Source organism: Paenibacillus sp. JT31N17, from assembly GCF_056269255.1.
The window spans coordinates 501,639-521,772 of sequence record NZ_JBWDNP010000001.1 but is presented as its reverse complement, the minus strand read 5'-3'; the positions used below and the strand labels follow the sequence as shown (position 1 = coordinate 521,772).

The following is a 20,134-nucleotide window of genomic DNA, read 5'->3' as shown; positions in this document are numbered from 1 at the left end:
CCATGGCGGACAGCCTTTAATTCAAAATTCATCATGGAAAAATTTAGCTCTATTCTATTCGGACTATGCTTGAAACAAATTTCATAGTCCCTGACTCACTGCTTGGAATACCTTTTAAAAAAGAGAAACTCCCTGCATTCCTTTGAGATGAACCCAACAAGCACATCATGTGTTTACAGCCGCAAACGAACCCGCTGCTCCCGTTTTTTTTCGTGCAAACTAACTTACTTGACGTATGTCCAATCGGCTCCAACAAGGAAAAACCTTACTCCAGCACAGTTATGGCTCCCGCAACGCCCTGACGACTGCTCCAGCCAGGAAAATCCTTCTTGCACCCTCTCCACCTTGGTCCGGTCGGCTCCAACAAGGAAAAACCTTACTCCAGCACATTTATGGCTCCCGCAATGCCCAGACGACTGCTCCAGCCAGGAAAATCCTTCTTGCACCCTCTCCACCCTCGGTCCGGTCGGCTCCAACAAGGAAAAACCTTACTCCAGCTCATTTATGGCTCCCGCAATGCCCAGACGACTGCTCCAGCCAGGAAAATCCTTCTTGCACCCTCTCCACCTCGGTCCGGGCGACTCCAACAAGGAAAAACCTTACTCCAGCACAGTTATGGCTCCCGCAATGCCCAGACGACTGCTCCAGCCAGGAAAATCCTTCTTGCACCCTTTCCACCTTCGGTCCGGTCGGCTCCAACAAGGAAAAACCTTACTCCAGCGCCGGCACATTCGCTGTTTCCTTGTTTGCGCGTAAAATCGGGCAAAACACGCACAGTGATTTTGTCCCGCATAATGCCTACCGGACGTCGCCTTTACGATTCCTATTTTTAGTATTCCTTAAAAAGGGAATTTCAACAAAGCTTACCCAAATTTCGTTCAATCAAGAGCGGCAAGGCGGACCGGCAGATCAGCAGGACTGGCTTCGCATATGCTTGTAATTCACGGCTCTCAAGGCAGGAGCTGACGGTGCCCGAATCACAAGACTTCGACCGGCCCCGCATTTCGTCGTACTCTCACAATAAAATAAAGCCCCCGTACCGGCATATGCCGGAAACGGAGGCTTAACAAGGGTTGTTATTGAAGCAAGGCTTCACGCAGGAAGCGTCCGGTATGAGAGGCGCTGACAGCCCCAACCGCTTCAGGCGTGCCTGAGGCAACGACTTCACCGCCTCCGTCTCCACCTTCGGGGCCGATGTCCACGACCCAGTCGCATTCGCGGATAATATCGAGGTTATGCTCTACGACGATCACGGTATTGCCGGCGTCGACCAGCTTGTTCAGCAGCACCAGCAGCTGCCGGGTATCGCGCGGATGGAGTCCGGTCGACGGCTCGTCCAGCAAATACAGCGAATGGCGTTTGGTTTTGCCGCCCAGCTCCTTGGCGAGCCGGATCCGCTGGCCTTCCCCTCCCGACAGCGTCCGGACCGACTGGCCCCAATGCAAATATCCAAGACCAACCTCGTTCAATAAAGCGATCTGTCCGTCCATCTTGATCTGGCCCTGAAGCAGCGGCAGGCTCTCCTGGACGGTCATGTCCAGCAGATCGGAGATCGAAAGCCCGCTGCTGGTGATGCGCAGCACCTCTTCCTTGAAACGTTTGCCCCGGCAAACCGGGCAGCGAACCTCCAACCCGGGCATGAAGAACATATCCATCGGCACGACGCCAAGCCCAAGGCAATGCTCGCATCGTCCGCCCGGCGTGTTGAACGAGAAATGCTTGGGAGTAAGCCCAGCCCGCTTCGCTTCCGGCAAGCCTGCATACAGGTTGCGCATGGAGGTAAACACGTCCGTGTAAGTCGCAACATTGGAGCGGCTCATCCGCCCAATCGGCGACTGGTCAACCGTCACAATATTGCCGATGCCGCCAAAGCCGGTAATGCTCCCGCACCCGCTGCGTAACTGATCGTCGCGACCGCCCGCAGCCACAAGATCGAAGAGCAGCGTCGATTTGCCGGAGCCGGATACGCCGGTGACGGCAACAAGACAGCCGAGAGGAAACTTGACGTCGATATGCTTCAGATTCCGTTCATAAGCATCGCGGACATTCAGGAATGCGCCGTTTCCAGGCCGTCTTTCACGCGGCCCTGTCCGGCTTCCCGCTTCCCGCAGGAAAGCGCCCGTGACCGATTCCGGATTGTCCATCAGCTCGCGCAGCGTCCCTTCCCCGACGACGCTCCCGCCAAAGCTGCCAGCGCCCGGCCCCATGTCGATCACATGATCGGCAGCTTGCATCATTTCGATATCGTGCTCAATCACAAGCACGGTATTGCCTAAATCCCGCAGCTGCTTCAGCACATGAATCAGGCCCGCCGTATCGCGGGGATGCAGCCCGGCGGTCGGCTCATCGAGAATATACAGCACCCCGGTAAGACCCGAACCGAGAATGGAAGCGAGCCGAAGCCGCTGCGCCTCACCGCCGGACAAGGACACCGACTGGCGGCTGAGCGAAAGATAGCCAAGTCCCACATCGACGATTCGCTTCGTTCGGACGGTCAGATCATGCAGCAGCGTTTCCACCTGCGCCCTTTCATCAGGCTGCAGCCTCCCCATCAGCCTATCCAGCCATACAAGCGCGTCCTGCAGCGCCCAACCGGAAATATCGGAGATGGAAGCGCCGCCCACCGTTACCCGGCGGATTTGCTCCTTCAGCCGCGCGCCCTGGCATGCCGCGCATATTTGCTCGCGGAACAATGCCGCTTCGCCCGATTCGCCGCCTTTCTCCTTGTACCTCCTCCAGATCCCGGTAATAACACCTTCGAATTTGCCCCCTGTAACCGATTTTGGCGGCTTTACGCCGGGATAATGAGCGGAGAAAACCTCGCTCTCGACGCCGTAATACAGCAGATCGCGCTGCACAACGTCAAAATTTTTGAGCGGAAGGTCGGCATCGAATACAAAACCGTAATAATCGGCAGCCGCCTTCAGGATAGATGTATTGTATTTGGTGATCATGTCGTACCAGATCGTGACGCAGCCTTCGCTGAGACTCCGCTCTCCATCGAAGATAGCCTCCAGGTTCAGTGTGACGGTGTGACCGAGTCCGTCGCATGTTTCGCATGCGCCTTCCGGCGTGTTGTAGGAGAAATGCCTGCGCGTCAAACGCTCCGTCTCTCCCCCGCAGTGCGGGCAGCGAACGGCGGACTGCCCCTCATCCTCTTCCCCATCCCCGATTGCCGCGCCGGCCGGACCGTTCTCCGGGCCGGGAACAAACCGGCTGCCGCAGCGGGGACAAAGCCGCTCGCCCAGCTTCTCGTAAATGACGCGCAGATACGTATGGATATCCGTTATCGTGCCGACCGTCGACCGCGGATTCCGGTTGGTAACATGCTGCCCAACGCTGATTGAAGGGGACAAGCCCACAATCGCGTCGACCTTCGGCTTGGCCACGGCTTCCGAGGTCATTCCCATCGATTCCATGTACTGCCGCTGGCATTCCCGCTGAAGCGTATCCATGGCGAGCGTCGATTTGCCTGAGCCGGATGGGCCGGTCAGGACAACCAGCTTGTGCTTGGGAATGCGGAGCGTAATATCCTTCAAATTGTTTTCCCGGGCTCCCCGGATCTCGATGGCGCTGTTCATCAGTAAATCCTCCATTCCAGTTGTACGGTTTCGATCCTTACCTACAAAGTCCATTTTATAACACTAATGCAAGTGATAAGGTAAGGATTGACTTCCCTGAATCCTATCCAGTTATGATCTGGGAACCCTATCATGGGACTTTATGGTTTTTCTATATTGTTTCTCTATGCTTGAGCCGAAAAAACAAAGACCAAGGAAGGCCGAAGCCATCCCTGGTCTTGTAATGCTGCTCTGAAGCGATCCTATTTTTTCACAATGGGGGTCCAAATCTCGCAGCGGTAGTCATCTGCAGCTACATCACCCGACAGATATACCTCCATTTCCGGCGCCCCGGAATGTTCGTATCCCGTAGCCGGGAACCACTCTTGATAGATTCGGCCGAACATATCCTGAATAGCTCCGGGCACAGGCCCGACACAGACGAATATCGCCCAAGTGGAAGAGGGGATTTCCCCCGATGTGAACCCTTCTGCAGGTGATGCGCTGTCTGCTGCTTTGGTGGCAATCATGTAATGATAATCCTCTTTACCCGCTTCCATGCCCGTCATAATTCCAAACAGGATTCCGTCTTCACTCATGGAAGCAAGTCTGTCAACGGTGCCGTCCCGTTGACATTCCTCCCAGAAGCTCGAGATCTGCCTCATATGCTCATTATCCTGGCATGTGACAGCAGCGGACTTGCCCACAACAGCAAAAGCCTCTTTCTCCTCAATGCGATAATCCACGTTCGTATCTCCCTTCAGTGACAATTGGAAGGAAATGCGGGGAAAAGCTTTAAGTACAACTCCCGGATTACGTGCCTCCGATGGAGCGATGCCGTGAATTTTCCGGAAAGCCTTGGCGAAGGACTCGGGTGAGTCATAGCCGTATTTGAGCGCCACATCCACTACCTTCGAGGATGAGACCGCGAGCTCCTACGCGGCCAAGGTCAATTTGCGTTTACGCATATACTCGGCCACCGTCATTCCCGTCAACATATGAAACATGCGCTGAAAATGAAACGGGGACGAAAAAGCCGCCTTCGCAATTTCATCGATTCCCAGAGGCTCCTCTATTCTATTCTCCATCAGGTCCAGGGCATTTTTCATCCGTGACAGCCAATCCAACCGCATAACCTCCCTTTGTTATTCATTCTATCACCGACTTATCGGGCATGCCTGTCATTGCGTGCTTTCCGCGAACCGGTTCGGTTTCAACAGGCATGAAGCCTCTTTACGATAAACAAAAAAATCCTGTCTCCCTATTTTCACTACAAAGGGTGCCAAGATTTCTTCTGGATTGCGGTATTTCGTCCCCGGGACACAATTTTTGTCCACTTAGTCAAAATATCAGATCTACTATTTTTCGGCTCCGCGGCCACGAAGCTGCCCAGATTGTAGGAGTCGATTCCGGTTCAGCCTCAAAAAGCGGCTCATTCCTGATTGTTACCGCCAAACGCAGATTCCGGTTTTATACTGCGTTTCCCGAGCAAATCCTTCAGCACCGGACTCACAAAGCCCGCTGCCTGGCAGCTCATCGTTAGTTGATAGGACATATTTCCATCGATATCTCCAGCTGCCGCTCTTTTACCGTCCTCTTTGAAGCCTGCTTTCTTGTACGCTTGTATAGCCCCGGGATTGGATTCATCCACGACTAATGAAACCTGCCGCAATCCCAATACCGTGAAGGCATAATCCAATACTAATTGAACGGCTTCCGTACCAATTCCTCTGCCTTTATACTGTTCTTCGCCAATAATAATGGCAAACTCCGCGAGAGCATCTTCTCTTTCCAGGTACGCTATTCCGATCGGGAGTGCTGGTTCTTTGTCATAGATTGTGAAGAATATGTAACGCGGATTGGACGAAAAATCACGGAAGGCCTCCTCCTGCTCCTCCGGCGTTAACGGGTCCGGTTTGTCGATGTTCCGGTCATGGACAAAATGCCTGTTCCATCTGTAATACAGCTCTATATACTCCGCCCGGAGCGGTCCCAGTCCGACCTTCGAGCCGCCAAATTGAATAACAGGATGCTTCCCCTTCATATGGAACCCCCTTGTTGTACCCTTTTTTTTAAAAAAAAGCCGAGTGAAATGAAGATTCCGGTTTATCACCGGCCTTTCCAGAGCCTGGAGGGCTTGTGCTGCAATTAGAAGAAGAAAACGCTGAAGCCATCCTTGACGGCCGAGTTAGTTTCTTCCCTCAAACCGTATAGAACATTATAGGCGTGAACCCTATACATTTTATCTAGCCAAAAAGAAACGGCTCCGCCGTCCTATGGTGGAGCCGCTAGCTTCTTCCCTCGGAAATATAAGCAAAGGTTAATGGAATTTTATCGTTCAGGCTGCTCCAGGCTCGAGTCTACTCTGTATGAGGAAAGCCGTGCTTTTTGGCATAGTTTCCCCAATGGGGTTTTCTGCCGTCCACATCAACAAAGCCATACTCGTCGGATAGCTGCCAGCTGCCGAAGACCTTACCGGACTTTTCCGATACGCCAGGATCCGCAGCCAGCGCGGCGACTCCTTGTCCGAGAAGATACGGCGTTTCCGATTCCGCGTAATGGGGCTCCTGCTTCACTGCATCCATCCAGTTCGCTTCTTGTACCCCAAAATGCTCCAGCATCTGCTCCGAGCGAAGAAATCCGGGGGTGACTGCAAGCGCTGTGACCTGGTAGGGACGAAGCTCTTCTGCCATTGCAGCCGCCAGGTGAATGGCCGAGATTTTGGCCAGGCTGTAATATAAATTCACACGGTACCCATATCCAATCCCATCGGTCACTTCGATGATTAATCCCTGTTTTCTCGCAGCCATCAAAGGAGCGGCATAATAACTGGTAATCATATGCGTGCGGACGCCGCGGTCCTGCATCAGCAAGCCATTGGACAAGGAATGCTCCCAGAAGGGCGTATTCCATTCAAACAGCTTTTCCCCGCCCCAGATATCATTAACGAGGATATCCAGAACACCGTTTTGTTCTTCTTTTACCCGTTCGAACAATAACTTCACTTCTTCCTCCACGGTATGGTCCACCCGAACCGGAATTCCCGTACCCCCGGCAGCCGTCACCATTTCCGCCGTTTCTTGAATCGTTTCCGGCCGGTTAATATCCGACGGATTTCCTCTGACGCTGCGGCCCGTGCAATACACCGTCGCACCCGCCGCTCCAAGCATCACCGCGATCGCCCTTCCCGCCCCGCGGGTCGAACCGGCCACTACGGCTATTTTACCATGCAGAGGTTTCATCGGCATGTCCTCCTTCATAGTCATCCTTCATCGCTCCCTTCTGAAATTTATGTTACAGTATATCTACGACAAATTATGACGTAATTAGGTGATGGAAATGAACAAAAGAAGAATAGCTATGATGCAGATCATCGATTCCCGGAAAAAATTCACCGCCAGAGAGCTGGCTGAGCGCTTTGACGTATCGGTCCGCACCATTCAACGGGATCTTGACCATTTGCAGCAAATGGGGTTCCCGCTTTACACGGAGGTTGGGCCCCACGGTGGCTACCGCGCCCTGCCGAACCGGATTCTGCCGCCTCTGCAGCTTACGCAAAATGAAGCCTTCGGCTTGTTCCTGATGCTCCAGGCACTGGAAAAAATACCGGATTTCCCGTTCGAATCCACCCGCTCCCATTTGGCGGAGCAGTATTACGCCAGCCTCCCGGTCGATACCCAGGACGGCATCGACCGCATGAGAAAGCATATTGTCTTCAATCAGCAGCGGCCGCCTGCCGCATCCCCTTTTACGACAGTGCTCCTGCAGGCGGCCATGGACAAGAGATCCATCGAGTTTCTCTATCATTCCCGGACTGGCAAGAAGATAACGCAAGTGTATCCGCTGGGCATCTACTATGAAAACGGACTGTGGTACATGCCTGCCCGGAATAAGGAGCGGGTGCTCCTCTACCGCGTTGATCGAATTGAACAAGCCGCCGTGCTTGCCGGTACGGATGACAGCCTTCCCACGCTTACGGAATGGATGGCTTCCATGGATAATCGTCCAGGTGTTGAGGTTCTGCTGCATTTCACTGCCGAGGGAGCAAGGCTCGCCCAATCCGAACAGCTTTTTCATACAGTGGCCGACAGCGGCAAGTGGCAGGAGGCTGTGCCTCTTGAGGAGCTGCCGTTCCTGGCACGTCAGCTGCTCAAATTCGGACCTGAAGTGAAAGTTGTTCTGCCAACGCAGCTTCAAGAGCTGGTTGTGGATATGCTCCAGCGTAATTTGAGTCAATATTTGCGTTAAGAGAATATGAATAACCGACTGGGCGATCGCCGCATATATTGAAGCATCTATCAGCGAAGGGATTAAAAGCTTATGAATCGACATGTACCATCAGGGTACGGCGGCTATCACCGGAATTCCTTGATGCCGCTGCCTGTTCCATATTTCTGGCCGTATCCATACAACCCGCTATATCCCGGCGATTTTCGCCTCAATTCCCGCTTTCCCTTTACTCCTGTGCCAACGTGGTCTGCGCCGGTTCCCGAATCGCTGCCCTCTGCGGCATACCAGGAGAAATGGTCCGCGCAGCGCCTTACTTTTGTACTGATTCATGGAGCCTGGGCCGACGGGGGCTTCTGGAACGGGATTGCCGCGCATTTGCGCAAAATGGGCCACACGGTTTATACGCCAGACAATCCGGGTCATGGCCCGGACACCAATAAAGACGTCACCCATGCGATGATTACCCGATCCGTTGCCGATTTCATCACGTCGAGAGATCTGCAGAATATTGTCCTTGTGGGACACAGCTTCGGCGGTTCGGTCGTCCAAACCGTTGCCCAGCTTATGCCGGAACGCATCAAGCGGCTGGTCTTCTACAACGCCTTCATAATCAAAGATGGAGAAGCGGTAACCGATGAGTTTCCGCCCGATGCGCTCGAGGTCTTCCGGAAGCTGAGAGAAAGCTCAATGGACGATACGCTTATGCTTCCCTTTCCCTTCTTTCGCGAAACCTTCGTCAATCTGGCCAGCCTGGAAACAGCCCGCCGCATTTACAGCGGCATTGCGCCCGAACCGGCCAAGCCTTCTTACGACAAGCTGGACCTCAAGAAATTTTACTCGCAGAATTTCCCGGCAAGCTATATATACTTTACGGAGGATAATGTGCTGCCTCAAGGGAGCAGCGAGTACGGCTGGCATCCCCATATGTCCAGCAGGCTGGGGTTGTTCCGTCTCCTCAAGGGTCAAGGCGATCATATGACTACAGCCAAAACAGACCCGGGCCTGGTAGCTGCCCGGATCTATGAAGCCGGAAGGGATTAAGCTTCCGGGGAAATTATTGAATGACGCCCGCTTTTTTCAAATCGTCCAGCATCGCTTCGCGCACTTCATTGCCTTTATACTTCTCGTCATGCGTCGTCTATCCCACTGGCTGCACAAATATTTTGGCGTGTCGGTCCTATTCGGCGTCGGTCCGGCTGCTTCCGGCATCAATTCGCTTCGAAAAATGCTGCAGGAAGCGATACTCGCCGCAGACGCCGCTTTCTACGAGCAGGGATTGATTCATCGTCACATCGATTTCCAGAGCAAGGTATGGAACCGTGTCGACCGGCAGGATTGGGCGATACTCGAGAGCAAAATCCGCTCCGCCTGGAGCTCGCATGCGATTGAGGAACGACTTGACGGCATGCGCGTGCTCGACGCGTTCGTCAGAATGCGGCGTCCCCGGCCGGGTGAGTTGAAGCAGCGGGCAGCTTTATGGCTCGAAGAGACTGGTTCGCTATCCTTGAACCGCAGCGACTGGACCGCCCTCGCGGACAATTCCGGGATGGAGCTGTGGTATGAAACATTGGAGGCGCTGCTCGTCAGATTACCCCGCAGCGCGGCGTCCATGTACGAAGGACTCCACCCGGATATTCAGAAAGCGGTCGAGTTCATCTGCCTTAATCTTGGGGAAAACCTTACCTTGACCCGGGTTGCCGAGCATATTCATATGAATCCGAGCTATTTAAGCCATCTGTTCAAAGAAGCGACCGGCGATAATTTCCTCGATTTTGTCACCATGCAGCGCATTGCAAAAGCAAAGGAATATCTGGCTTCGGCAAAATTCAAAAACTATGAGCTGGCTGAGAAGATCGGGTTCATCAGCTACCCGCATTTTTGCACCGTGTTCAAAAAAATAACGGGCATGACGCCAAGCGAGTACAAGAAAAGCCTGCATGCCTGAGCATGCGCTGCTGCGAAGTCCCGGCTCAGCAAACGATGATGCAGCAAGCGGCGCGTCGTGCATCGCTTCATGGCGAAGGCCGACCGCTTTATAAATTTCCTTGCCGGAGCGACCGCTCCAGCAAGGAATTTCCGGCTTGCATCCCGGCTCCACCTCGGGAATCCGCACGCTGGAAGGAAAAACCCTGCTGCCGCTCCATGACAGTGTTCCGCTAGCCCCTTCGGCCGCTCCAGCAAGGAATTTCCGGCTTGCTTCCCTCTCAACCTCAGGGTATCAGCACGCTGGAAGGAAAAACCGTACTGCCGCGCCAAGACAGCTTTCAGATAGCCCGAACGGCCGCTCCAGCAAGGAATTTCCGGCTTGTATCCCTCTCAACCTCGAGAACGTGCACTGCTAGAAGGAAAAATCGTGCTGTATCATTAATTCCTTTGCTGTCTCCTCGCCGACTGCAAAAAAGTGAAACTTATAGCCCCTTTTTGGTCAAAAAAAGCACCCTCGTCTCCACGTTATACGTGGTTCCGAAGGTGCTTTCATTTGTTTTATCGGTTGTCTCCGGTTGTCTCCGGTTGTCTCCGGTTGTCTCCGGTTGTCTCCGGTTGTCTCCGGCGGACTCTGGCTGACTGAATAAGATCCTGCCTTTTGAAACATCCCATTATTTATATGCCGCTCTCGCTGACGTTTACTTGGCAAACAGCTTCTCGGCGTCATCCAGAGCCATACTTTGACCCATGGAGGAATAATCCAGCCATCTTTGTCCGTCAAGGATATAAACATGTTTGTTTTTGACGGCTTTCAGGTTTTGCCACACCGCGTTTTTCTCCATCTCTTCGAAATTGCTCTTCGCTTCGCTTCCGACGCTGATAATTACAAAGATCGCATCCGCGTCAAAATCCGGAAGGACCTCTTTGGAAATAACCTCGAAAGGCTTATCCGCGGCAATTTTCTCCACGCCGCTCGCCGGTTTCAGCTTCAGATCATCGAACATGATCGGCCCTACAGGATTTCCGGTGCTCATGACGCGCAGTTCCTTCGCTGTCATGCGGATGGCCATTACCTTGGCGTCCGCGCCGAGCTCACTATGAACCAGCGTCTGAACCCGCTCCGCCTTGGCAGCATAATCCTCGATAAAGGCTTCCGCTTCCTTCTCTTTCCCCACATGCCGGGCAAGAAGCTTCAGATGGTCGCGCCATGTGCCTTTATTCATATCCACAACGATCGTCGGGGCAATTTTCTCGAATTTGGAGACGTCCTTGCCTGAATATTCTTCATCGAGATAGATGTAATCGGGCTTCGAGGCGAGCAGAGCTTCCATATCCGGATCGGAGACGGTCCCATATTTCGTCGCACCCTTCAGAAGATCCGCGACATGGGGCAGAAAATCCTTCACATCGCCGCCCACCACCGAACCGATTGGCGTGATGCCAAGAGCAAGCAGGTTGCTGGTAATATGAATGGACAAAGAAGCAATCTTGGCGTTCGCATCGTGCACGATAAAGTCCGGCGCCGGAGCTTCCGTATCCGTGGAGGTGTTCTCAGGCGCTGCGCCCTCATTCGTTGTGCCTTCAGCCGTGTTTCCTGCTGTATTTTGCGGTGCCGGTTGATTGGAGTCCGCCGATTGCCCGCAAGCGGCCAATAGACCAATTATCATAATCATGGATACGAGTACCAAAACCTTCTTCATTGTCGATGTTCCTCCATTGATGTGTAATTTATTTGTCTGGTTTGAAGAGCAGGTAGAGAAAATAGGGTCCTCCAATAGCTGCGACCACAACCCCCGCCGGAATCGCATTGGGATGAAAAATCGATCGTCCTATGGTGTCGGCTGCGACGAGAATGACCAGACCCACCAGTGCCGCTACCGGCAGAAAATGCCGATGCTGCGGACCGGCGAGCCGTTTGGCGATATGAGGCGCCGCCAGTCCGATAAAGCCGATTCCGCCGGCCATCGAGACGCTGACGCAGGAGAGCGCCACCGCAAGCGACAGCATGAGCAGCCGGTTCTTCGTCACATGGCTGCCTACGCCTGACGCAACGTCGTCGCCCAAGGCGAAGATATCCAGTGTCCGGGAGCGCGTATAGATGAAGGGAACGATCAGCACAATCCACGGCAGCAGCGCCCATACATGAATCCAGTCTCTTCCCCAGACGCTGCCGGCCAGCCAGCTGGCCGCGAAGGAATAGGTATCCTCATCAAGCCGCAAGGACAACAGCAGCGTAACGGAGCTGATTCCGGCCGCAACGGCGATGCCAACCAGTATCAGGCGGATCGGCAGCAAGCCTCTGTACCGGTCATAGGCGAATATGAAAATGATAACAGCCGTCGCTGCTCCCCCTGCAAAGGTAAACATCGGAATCATGAGCGCGGACGGGCCTTCCATCGTGCGGAAGAAGGACACGAAGATCATAAGTCCGAATGCCGCTCCTGCATGAATACCAAGTATGCCGGGATCGGCAAGCGAATTTCGGGAAACCCCCTGGAGCACAGCGCCGGAGATGCCAAGTCCAATGCCTGCAAGCATCGTGATCAGGATACGGGGAAGCCGGAAATCGAACATGATCATCGTTTCATCCGTTGAACCGTTCCCGAGCAGCGTCCGTCCCACGGCTAACGGGGATAAGCGGATCGTGCCCGTATTCAGGCTGACGAGCACGACCGCCAGTGCAATCAGGAACAGGATAAGACTGGCATAAAATGCACGTCTTGCTCTTTTTTTGGCCTGCGCCTCGATGTCCATCTACAAATCTCTCCTTTCTTTACGCGCCAGGTAAAGAAAGAAAGGCACACCTACAAGTGAAACCATTGCCCCGATCGCAAATTCTCTGGGAGGGCTGACCATCCGGGACGCGAAATCCGCCCAAATGAGCAGCACCGCTCCCAGCATAGCGGACAAGGGTATCAATATCCGGTAATCCACTCCGATCAGCCGCCGCGCGATATGCGGAACAACGAGGCCGACAAACCCGATGGAGCCTGCCGCCGATACGGATGTTCCGGCCAGAATGACGGCAGCCGTCATACCGAGCAGACGGATTCTCCCGGTCCGCACACCCAGACTCACAGCCGACTCCTCCCCCAGCGACAGGAAGGTAATGGAGCGTCCCATCGTAACGGACCAGATCAAAGTAAGTACAATCACAGGAACCAGCACCCTCAGATGCTCCCAGGTGACACCCGCTACCCCGCCGGCATACCAGAAAGCCAGATCCTGACTCAAGTCGAAGTAGATCGCAATTCCGGTGCTGAGTGAATGAAGCATGGCTGCGACAACCGCTCCGGCTATCGTGAGCCGCAGTGAAGTAAGTCCGCCTTTCGCAGCCGAGCCGAGCCCCATTATAAACAAGGTAGTCAGCGCCGCCCCGATGAATGAGAAGATCATCAGCATGGAGTAGGATAAGCCGGGCAGGAAAGCAAAGCAGAGCGCAACAACGAACGCTGCCCCCGCATTGACGCCAAGGATGCCGCTGTCCGCCATCGGATTTCTTGTAACACCCTGCATAAGCGCACCCGACACCGCGAAGGCCATGCCTGTAATCATAGCCCCCAATACGCGGGGAAGCCTGAATTCATGAATGATCTGATGGGTTGTCACGGTGGAATCATAATGAAAAACGGCCGCCCATACTGTGGCAAGCGTCATATCCTTGGCGCCGTAGGATATAGCAAAAAACATGCTGAGAAGCAATACTGCCGCTGCGGCGGCAAACCATATTCCTGTGATGAATCCTTTACTCCATTTCATAGCGGACGAGTCGGTAGGCCTCCCTCTAGCAATAATACTGATAATCATTATCAATGACTTTTTCTATCTTACCACAGAAAAAGTTGCCCCGCATTAATCAAGCTTTGTAATCCGCAATTTTTTTTAAGCACGGCAGCCGATATGGGACAAATCAGCCAAACGAGCCGCTTTTTTATGGCAAATTGATGACAGAGACGTCGAAAAAGCCGCCGGATTGCTCCGGCAGCCTTGTTCCAATGTTCAATAAGAAACGGCGGTCGCCGTCCTTTTGGCGGCACAGCAGGCTTCTTCCCTCAGCCTTATAGAAGTTTATAGGTGTGAAACTTTTACATTTGATAAGGTGAGCTATTCGCAAAATCCAGGACCGCGCATTGCTGAAACATCTTCCGCCTGCACAGTCATCGGACCTCTACGCCAATTCCGTTAACCGTCCGCGGATTTCAGCCTGAGCGGCGGATAAAACGTTTGAATTCTGTTTCAACAGGATATTGTCCCCGTCAAACAGGATCTGGCTGTTAATAGAAAATGGCGTTTCGACAAACCTCAGCGTCAATTGAAGCGTGTCCGGCTGCTGCCACGTAAAGCTCGCAGCGATGCGTTTATCCTGTTCCTGAAGCAGCCGTGTGGAGCCTTCCGCCCACTCGCCCCGGCCAAGGTTAATGCTGTATTCATTATCCTGTTTACGGAGAACGATGGTTGCACCTTTGTCATGAAAGGAAACCGATAGGCTCTTCCACTTCTGTTCATTATCTTCAAGCTCATATTCCCTGCCGGAGAAAGCTTCTTCCAGAGGGGAATCCGGCTGCAGCCGCGGCAGTTGGATGGCCAAAGCCTCCAGTCGGGATTCAAGCTGCGCCTGCGATTCCGGATCCGGAGAAAGCGGCAACGGCTGCATAGCAGGGAGCAAGTGATCCCAGACGGCGTTCATGACACCCTGCATATCGTTGGTGCCGCTTGTGATTGCGATAACGGCGTCCTGCTCCGGCATCACAATACAGAATTGCCCGAACGCGCCGTCACCGCGGTACACCCCATGTCTGCAGCGCCAGAACTGATAGCCGTAGCCCTGCGCCCAATCATTAACTCCGCCGTCTCCGTTGGATATTTGGCTGGACGTCGCTTCCTCGATCCACTCCTCCGTCAAGAGACGCTGTCCGTTCCACATCCCTTTCTGAAGATATAACTGGCCGAACCTGGCGATATCCTCTGTGGTAACGTTTAATCCCCAGCCTCCGACATTGATTCCCCGGGGACAGACATCCCAGGCCGCTCCCTTTATGCCAAGCGGTTCGAACAGGCGCGGCTGCAAATATTCCAGCAGGGTCTGGCCTGTAACCTTCTGCAGGATGGCGGAAAGCATATAGGTAGCTCCGCTGTTGTAGACAAAATGAGTACCGGGCTCGTGCTCGACGGGAGCCGCAAGAAAGGCTTTGGCCCAATTGCCGTCTTCGCTCTGCTGCATCCCGCTTGTGGTGTCCTTGTCATTGCCCGTTCCCATCATGAGCAAATGACAGATGCGCATAGCCGCCAAATTCGGTTCGATTGCCGCGGGGGCATCGTCCGGGAAGAACGATAGAACAGCATCATCCACTGACAGCAACCCTTCCGCAGCGGCGAAGCCGATGGCGGTGGAGGTAAAGCTTTTGCTGAGCGAGAACAGCATATGGGGAAGATGGGATGCATAGGGAGCCCACCAGCCCTCCGCTGTTACCTGGCCGTGCCTGAGTATCATCAGACTGTGTAGCTCCAGATCTCGTTCTTGTACGGCATTCAAAAAATCAATTACAGCTGCGGAGGGAATTCCTTGTGCTTCCGGCTGACTTCTGGGTAGATGCAGATTGGTCCGTTCCATCATTTCATTCCTCCTTTATACTACTAACGTACTGCAGCGCCAGAGGAATGGCAAGCATTTTTGTGTGCGCTTTCATTATCATGCTGTACGCATTATCCGTATTCCGGCATTCCATTCAATTTAGCCTCAAGCCATTCAAATGCAAGGTGGCCGGAAACCTCGTGTTTTCCCGAATGAATATCCTGAACCAGCTCTTCTTCCGCATTCGCTGCACGATAAATGGAACGCAAATGTTCTATCGCCTTTACCGCTCCCTGAATCGGAAATCCGCTATCTTCCTGGCCCGCCTCTATCAGCAGCGGCCTGGGCGCGATCAAGCCCCAAATATCCGGCATTTCGGCATATTGCAGAAGCCCGGGAATGTAATTGTCGGCACAATGAGGCTTTGCCAGAATGCTGTCTCTGAAGGTGTTGGTATACCCGCTGATAACGACCGGACCGATTCTGTCATCGATCGCAGCCGTTAATGCCGTAACCAGCCCTCCTCCCGAGAATCCCATGCTTCCGATTCTGCCCGGGACCGTGTCGCTGCGGGATACTAAATAGTCGGCACAGCAGATCATTTCATGCACACGGTACCCGGCAAGCGTTTTTCCGGCCATCAGCAGGTTCATCGCCAGCCGGAAGCATGAATTCTCGTTGGGGTCCTTGGCCCGGTCCTGCTCCAGCCTCCTGTCCCCGAGTCCCAATAATTCGGGGACGATTACCATCACTCCCCGTTTGACCAGCTCGACGGGATAATCCTTGTAGCTTCCCGGTTCTCCGGCCCGGTCGCTTCCGTCGGGGAGCAGGCCGATCAGCTGTTTATAACCGTATCCGTGACCGGGACAGGCGATCACTGCCGGATAAGGCGGCACCGCATTTTTAGGTATCAGCAAATAACACGGCATTGTTAAATGGGGTGCCGTATGGAGCAGTAAATGTTCCCGGACGTATGCTCCATAATCCTCCCGCCCGAGAACAACCGGGTCCGGATTGACAGCTTCTGCAGCAGGCAGAACGATGGCCTTTTTCAAAGCATTAACCAGTGCCGGCCTCCAATCCGCCCATTCTGCATATGTTCCCGATTTGAAGGAATAATCGGGAGTACGTTCATAGAATTGTTCGAGGAAAGCGTCAGGGGTCCACATGACAGATGCTCCTTCTCCCTTCAAGTCCCGGTGAAAACCTGGGGACTGCGGTCATTTTTTTGAACGGTTGTTCCGGTTAAACCAGGAAAGCCTTACGCAGCACGCGGTTAACCTCTGTGTGGTCCATACCCAGACCCGGGCCTGTCGGCGCCTTCATCACACCGTCCTTGACTTCCATTTGCGGAGTGAACAGACTTCCGGTTTCCTTAACACCGGTTTTGTTTTCCTGAAATTTCCCGATATTCGGGATATAGGAAGCAAAATGAAGCACATATACGTAGCCGTACCCGCTGGATATGTGCGGTGTGACGGCGATCCCCTTCATTGCGGCCATTCTGGCGACCCTGGTATTTCTGATAAAGCCTCCGTTATACTGCAGATCCGGCTGCACGACCTGAGCGGCGTCATTGTCAATGATCCACCTGAACCGCCGCATGCTTGTTTCCTGCTCTCCGAATGCCAGCGGGACAGCAAGGGCGTCCGCAACCTCCCTGGTATCCTCCAGATGCTCGAAGGGACAGGGCTCTTCATAGAAGAATGCGTTGATTTCCTCCAGCATTTTGCCGTATTCGATTGCCTTGGGCGGATCGTAAGAGCCGTTCCCATCCGCATGAATGGTCATGTCCTCGCCAAATACTTTTCGCGTCAGGTAGATCAGACTTTCCGAGCGCCCTTGAATCGAATCGGCGTTTTTGCTCATTCGGCCGCCTACCTTGAATTTGATTGCTTTCGCGCCCGTTTCCGCGACTTTGCCCTGCAGCACCTCGATTTCTTCTTCGGGCGTCGTTCCCCTGTTGCCGCTGGCTACATAAATGGGCACCTCGCTGCGGATAACGCCTCCCAGAAGGTCTCCGACCGGCTTGCCGCATATGCGGCCCAACATATCGAGCAGACTCGCTTCGACCCATGAGATGCAGCACCATAATGCAAGACCGGACAGCTTATAATTGCTCTCATGAACGTAAACGCCATCCAGCAGCTTTTCAAGATCACGCGCGTCCTTGCCTATAAAATACGGAATGATCAGCTGCTTGAGCAGAGGATGCAGATACTCGGCGCGTTCGCTTGCCACTGCCACGCCTTCCGAGCCGTCCTTGGACCGGGCCCTGAGGAAATACAGCCCATTATTGAAGAGAAGCTCCATGGATTCTATAATGACCGGCGATTGAATATCATCCACCTGCAGCACCCGCGAATTGGCCGCCGCTTCCAGCTCGTCAGTGCCCACGCTGTTCTTGACCCCGCTAAGAGAGCCGTCCAAATGCAAATAGGATAAGTCCGAATAGCTGTTTTTCATCGTTGTTTCCTCCCTGGATCATTTCATTCGTTGTCATTGCAGCACATTTCCCGATATTGGCCCGGCGTCATGCCTGTAACCTTCTTGAAATAACGGATGAAATTTTGCGGATTATTGTATTGAAGCTTTTTGGACATATCGGCGATCCTCATTTCCGTGTCGGTCAGCCACTTCTTGGCGACCTCCATCCGGTATGCCAGCAAATAATCGGTAAAATTGGTATTCATGCTTTTCTTCAAAGCGCGCCGGATATAACTGGGATGATAATTAAGCCTTGATGCGCATTCCTCCTGGGTCAGCTCACGGTCGTATTCGCTCTGGATAATGCGGACAACTTCGTTGGCTATTTTGTGAAAAGGACCCTCATTGCTCATTTCCTCCATGCGAATGACGGGTTCGATAATTTGCCGGAGGAACCAAAGCTCGATTTCCTGCACCGTATTAAGCCTCTTAAGCTGTTCAGACAGTTGAATCGCATTCGCATTGAGCTGGGAGGAGGCGGCGTCGGACTGCTCCGTAATATACAGCAAATCGAGCAGCAGCTTGATCAGCCAGTTCTGCATCTGATTGTGTGTAAGCTCCCTGTTGGACAAAATCTGCAGAAACTCACCCAATAAGACTGCGGCCCGTCTCTCATCCGAAAATCGCACAGCCTCGACAAGCTGCTTCTCCAAATGCTCGGGAAAAAACACCATCTGCAGCTCAGGCTCCTCATCCTCAATAAAGAGGATCGTTTCGGTATCCTTCGTAATCCGGTATTTCAGCGCATCGAGCCCTTCCGCGTACGCCTTTGGCGTGGCACCGTATGTTTTGTAAGGGCGGCTGATTCCCGCACTGACGGATAGCCCCAGATACGCCTGTATATTTTGTTGAACCTGCCTGATTATGTCCAGCAGGAATGCCTTGAATCCATCCGTGGATTCCTGATCGCCTCTGATGACCGTAACCTGCGATTGCTCGATGACGACAGGGCTCAATCGATGCTCGAAAGGCACCGTTTCCTCGACGATGTTGCTGATTGCAAACAGCAGCAAATCGCGATCGCCTTCCAGGTACCGGGTACCTTCCAGCGCATTGATCTGTATGGTCACTACCGCAAGCCAGTTGAAGCCTTGCGAATAGCCGAACAGCTGCAGCTGCTCCTCGATTTCCTTGGACGGCAATCCGCCCTGCACCAGCTTGAAAATCATGAACGGCTTTAACTGCTGCTGCAGCTTCTGAACGCTGCTGGTCATATCCATATTGCTTCGGAACATCCTCTCCATCCGCCGTTCGATGACCCTGAACTCGTCGTTCCGCTCCTGGGGATCCAATACCTCGGCCGGATCGGCCATCTTCTGATAGAGCGTGCGAAGAGGCGAATAGAGCTTACTGGTCCCCCGCAGAGACAGGATAATGATCATGGCGATAATGATAACGCAAGCCCATACTGTCGCCCAGCCGATAGCCTGCGATTCGCGGCCAATGCTGTCCAGCGAAACAATCAGCAGGTAAGTCCAGCCGTTATAGGATGACTTCCGGAATGTAAATCCGTATTTCTCCTGGCCGATTTGACCTGTCCGGTAGCCGCTCATTTCAGCTGCCTGCTTGATGTCTGCGAGCTGGGGCGAATCTTGCAGAGACCTGTTCATTCCTGACTTCGGACTGCTGGCGATCAGATTTCCTTTATCATCCAAAATGACCATGAATCCCAGACTGCTGCTTGTCGGCAGCAGCTTGAAAAGCTCCTGGCTCGACATTTCCGTCACAAGCAGCGCATGCGGGCTTCCCGAATAGCTCGGAAACCGCTTGACCAGGTATATCTCCGAGCTTCCCGGTTTCCCGCCGCTGGCATCCGATAATTCCGTTGTCCACGCCAAGGGCTTATCGATCGCCGAGAACGATGAGATCCGGTCCGCGTCTGCGGATTCGTCCAGCCTGGCATATCCCTTGTTGCTGATCATCCATTGATGATCGATATTGATCAGATGGATGTCACGGATCCCCAGCTCGTAGATCTGGATGCGCTGCAGCATCTCCAGCAATTTATCGACAAGCGGAAAATCCCTGGCTTGAATCGGCTTTTGAAGGACATCGCCAACCTCCTGCGAATTCGCAAATTGAAAGATGGAGAAGTCGACGACCTTCAATGTATTCTCAAGCTGGGTCTGGATCTGGAGCAGCAGCTGGTCGTTTCCCTGCAGCACCTTGTCTTCAATCAATCCCGATGATTTGGCATATGAAAAAATGCCCAGCACCACGACGGGAATGGCGCCGAGCAGCAAGCATAATGTAAACAGTTTCACTTGATAACGGGACAAATTCAGCAGCTTCATGTCGGTCTCTCTTTCTTTAAGCCGAGTATTACAACCGCTTACATTATCGCATAAAGATGCGATGA

At 53.4% G+C, this 20,134-nt stretch carries 13 protein-coding genes and 1 pseudogene; 3 read left to right on the top strand and 11 right to left on the bottom strand.

What is annotated here, in order from left to right:
• Positions 1-1,076: 1,076 nt before the first annotated feature.
• The 4 genes and pseudogenes from uvrA to AC0YOB_RS02250 all read right to left on the bottom strand — a co-directional run bounded on the left by uvrA (position 1,077) and on the right by AC0YOB_RS02250 (position 6,802).
• The gene (gene uvrA / locus AC0YOB_RS02265; protein WP_475791359.1) at positions 1,077-3,581 is read right to left on the bottom strand and encodes an excinuclease ABC subunit UvrA; all 2,505 of its coding nucleotides are present in this window, start codon (positions 3,579-3,581) and stop codon (positions 1,077-1,079) included.
• Positions 3,582-3,823: 242 nt separating this feature from the next.
• Positions 3,824-4,693, bottom strand: a pseudogene (locus tag AC0YOB_RS02260) (AraC family transcriptional regulator).
• A gap of 299 nt (positions 4,694-4,992) precedes the next feature.
• Positions 4,993-5,604 (bottom strand): GNAT family N-acetyltransferase, encoded by a 612-nt coding sequence (locus tag AC0YOB_RS02255; protein ID WP_475791358.1) that lies wholly within the window; start codon positions 5,602-5,604, stop codon positions 4,993-4,995.
• Positions 5,605-5,920: 316 nt separating this feature from the next.
• Positions 5,921-6,802: an SDR family oxidoreductase gene (locus tag AC0YOB_RS02250; protein ID WP_475791357.1), complete on the bottom strand. Its 882-nt coding sequence runs from the start codon at positions 6,800-6,802 to the stop codon at positions 5,921-5,923.
• Positions 6,803-6,899: 97 nt separating this feature from the next.
• On the opposite strand from AC0YOB_RS02250, the gene AC0YOB_RS02245 reads away from it, so the two are divergent.
• The 3 genes from AC0YOB_RS02245 (at position 6,900) to AC0YOB_RS02235 (ending at position 9,735) form a co-directional block, all read left to right on the top strand.
• Positions 6,900-7,808 carry a helix-turn-helix transcriptional regulator gene (locus AC0YOB_RS02245; RefSeq protein ID WP_475791356.1) on the top strand — a complete coding sequence of 303 codons (909 nt, stop codon included), beginning with the start codon at positions 6,900-6,902 and terminating at the stop codon, positions 7,806-7,808.
• 72 nt (positions 7,809-7,880) lie between these two features.
• Entirely contained in the window at positions 7,881-8,831 is a 951-nt protein-coding gene (locus AC0YOB_RS02240; RefSeq protein ID WP_475791355.1) for an alpha/beta fold hydrolase, read from the top strand.
• Positions 8,812-9,735 carry a helix-turn-helix transcriptional regulator gene (locus tag AC0YOB_RS02235; protein ID WP_475791354.1) on the top strand — a complete coding sequence of 308 codons (924 nt, stop codon included), beginning with the start codon at positions 8,812-8,814 and terminating at the stop codon, positions 9,733-9,735. Before AC0YOB_RS02240 ends, AC0YOB_RS02235 begins: the two co-directional genes overlap by 20 nt.
• A 679-nt stretch (positions 9,736-10,414) precedes the next feature.
• On the opposite strand, the gene AC0YOB_RS02230 is transcribed toward AC0YOB_RS02235, so the two are convergent.
• The 7 genes from AC0YOB_RS02230 to AC0YOB_RS02200 form a co-directional block, all read right to left on the bottom strand.
• Entirely contained in the window at positions 10,415-11,416 is a 1,002-nt protein-coding gene (locus AC0YOB_RS02230) for an ABC transporter substrate-binding protein (protein WP_475791353.1), read from the bottom strand.
• A 28-nt stretch (positions 11,417-11,444) separates the two neighbouring features.
• Positions 11,445-12,470: a FecCD family ABC transporter permease gene (locus AC0YOB_RS02225; protein ID WP_475791352.1), complete on the bottom strand. Its 1,026-nt coding sequence runs from the start codon at positions 12,468-12,470 to the stop codon at positions 11,445-11,447.
• Positions 12,471-13,523: a FecCD family ABC transporter permease gene (locus AC0YOB_RS02220; protein WP_475791351.1), complete on the bottom strand. Its 1,053-nt coding sequence runs from the start codon at positions 13,521-13,523 to the stop codon at positions 12,471-12,473. It lies immediately after the preceding gene.
• Between the two features lie 361 nt (positions 13,524-13,884).
• Entirely contained in the window at positions 13,885-15,330 is a 1,446-nt protein-coding gene (locus AC0YOB_RS02215; protein WP_475791350.1) for a serine hydrolase domain-containing protein, read from the bottom strand.
• 89 nt (positions 15,331-15,419) lie between these two features.
• Positions 15,420-16,457, bottom strand: a complete 1,038-nt coding sequence (locus AC0YOB_RS02210; RefSeq protein WP_475791349.1) for a dienelactone hydrolase family protein — start codon at positions 16,455-16,457, stop codon at positions 15,420-15,422.
• Positions 16,458-16,533: 76 nt separating this feature from the next.
• Positions 16,534-17,754, bottom strand: a complete 1,221-nt coding sequence (locus AC0YOB_RS02205; protein ID WP_475791348.1) for a mandelate racemase/muconate lactonizing enzyme family protein — start codon at positions 17,752-17,754, stop codon at positions 16,534-16,536.
• 23 nt (positions 17,755-17,777) lie between these two features.
• Positions 17,778-20,069: a helix-turn-helix domain-containing protein gene (locus tag AC0YOB_RS02200; protein WP_475791347.1), complete on the bottom strand. Its 2,292-nt coding sequence runs from the start codon at positions 20,067-20,069 to the stop codon at positions 17,778-17,780.
• Between the last annotated feature and the right edge of the window lie 65 nt (positions 20,070-20,134).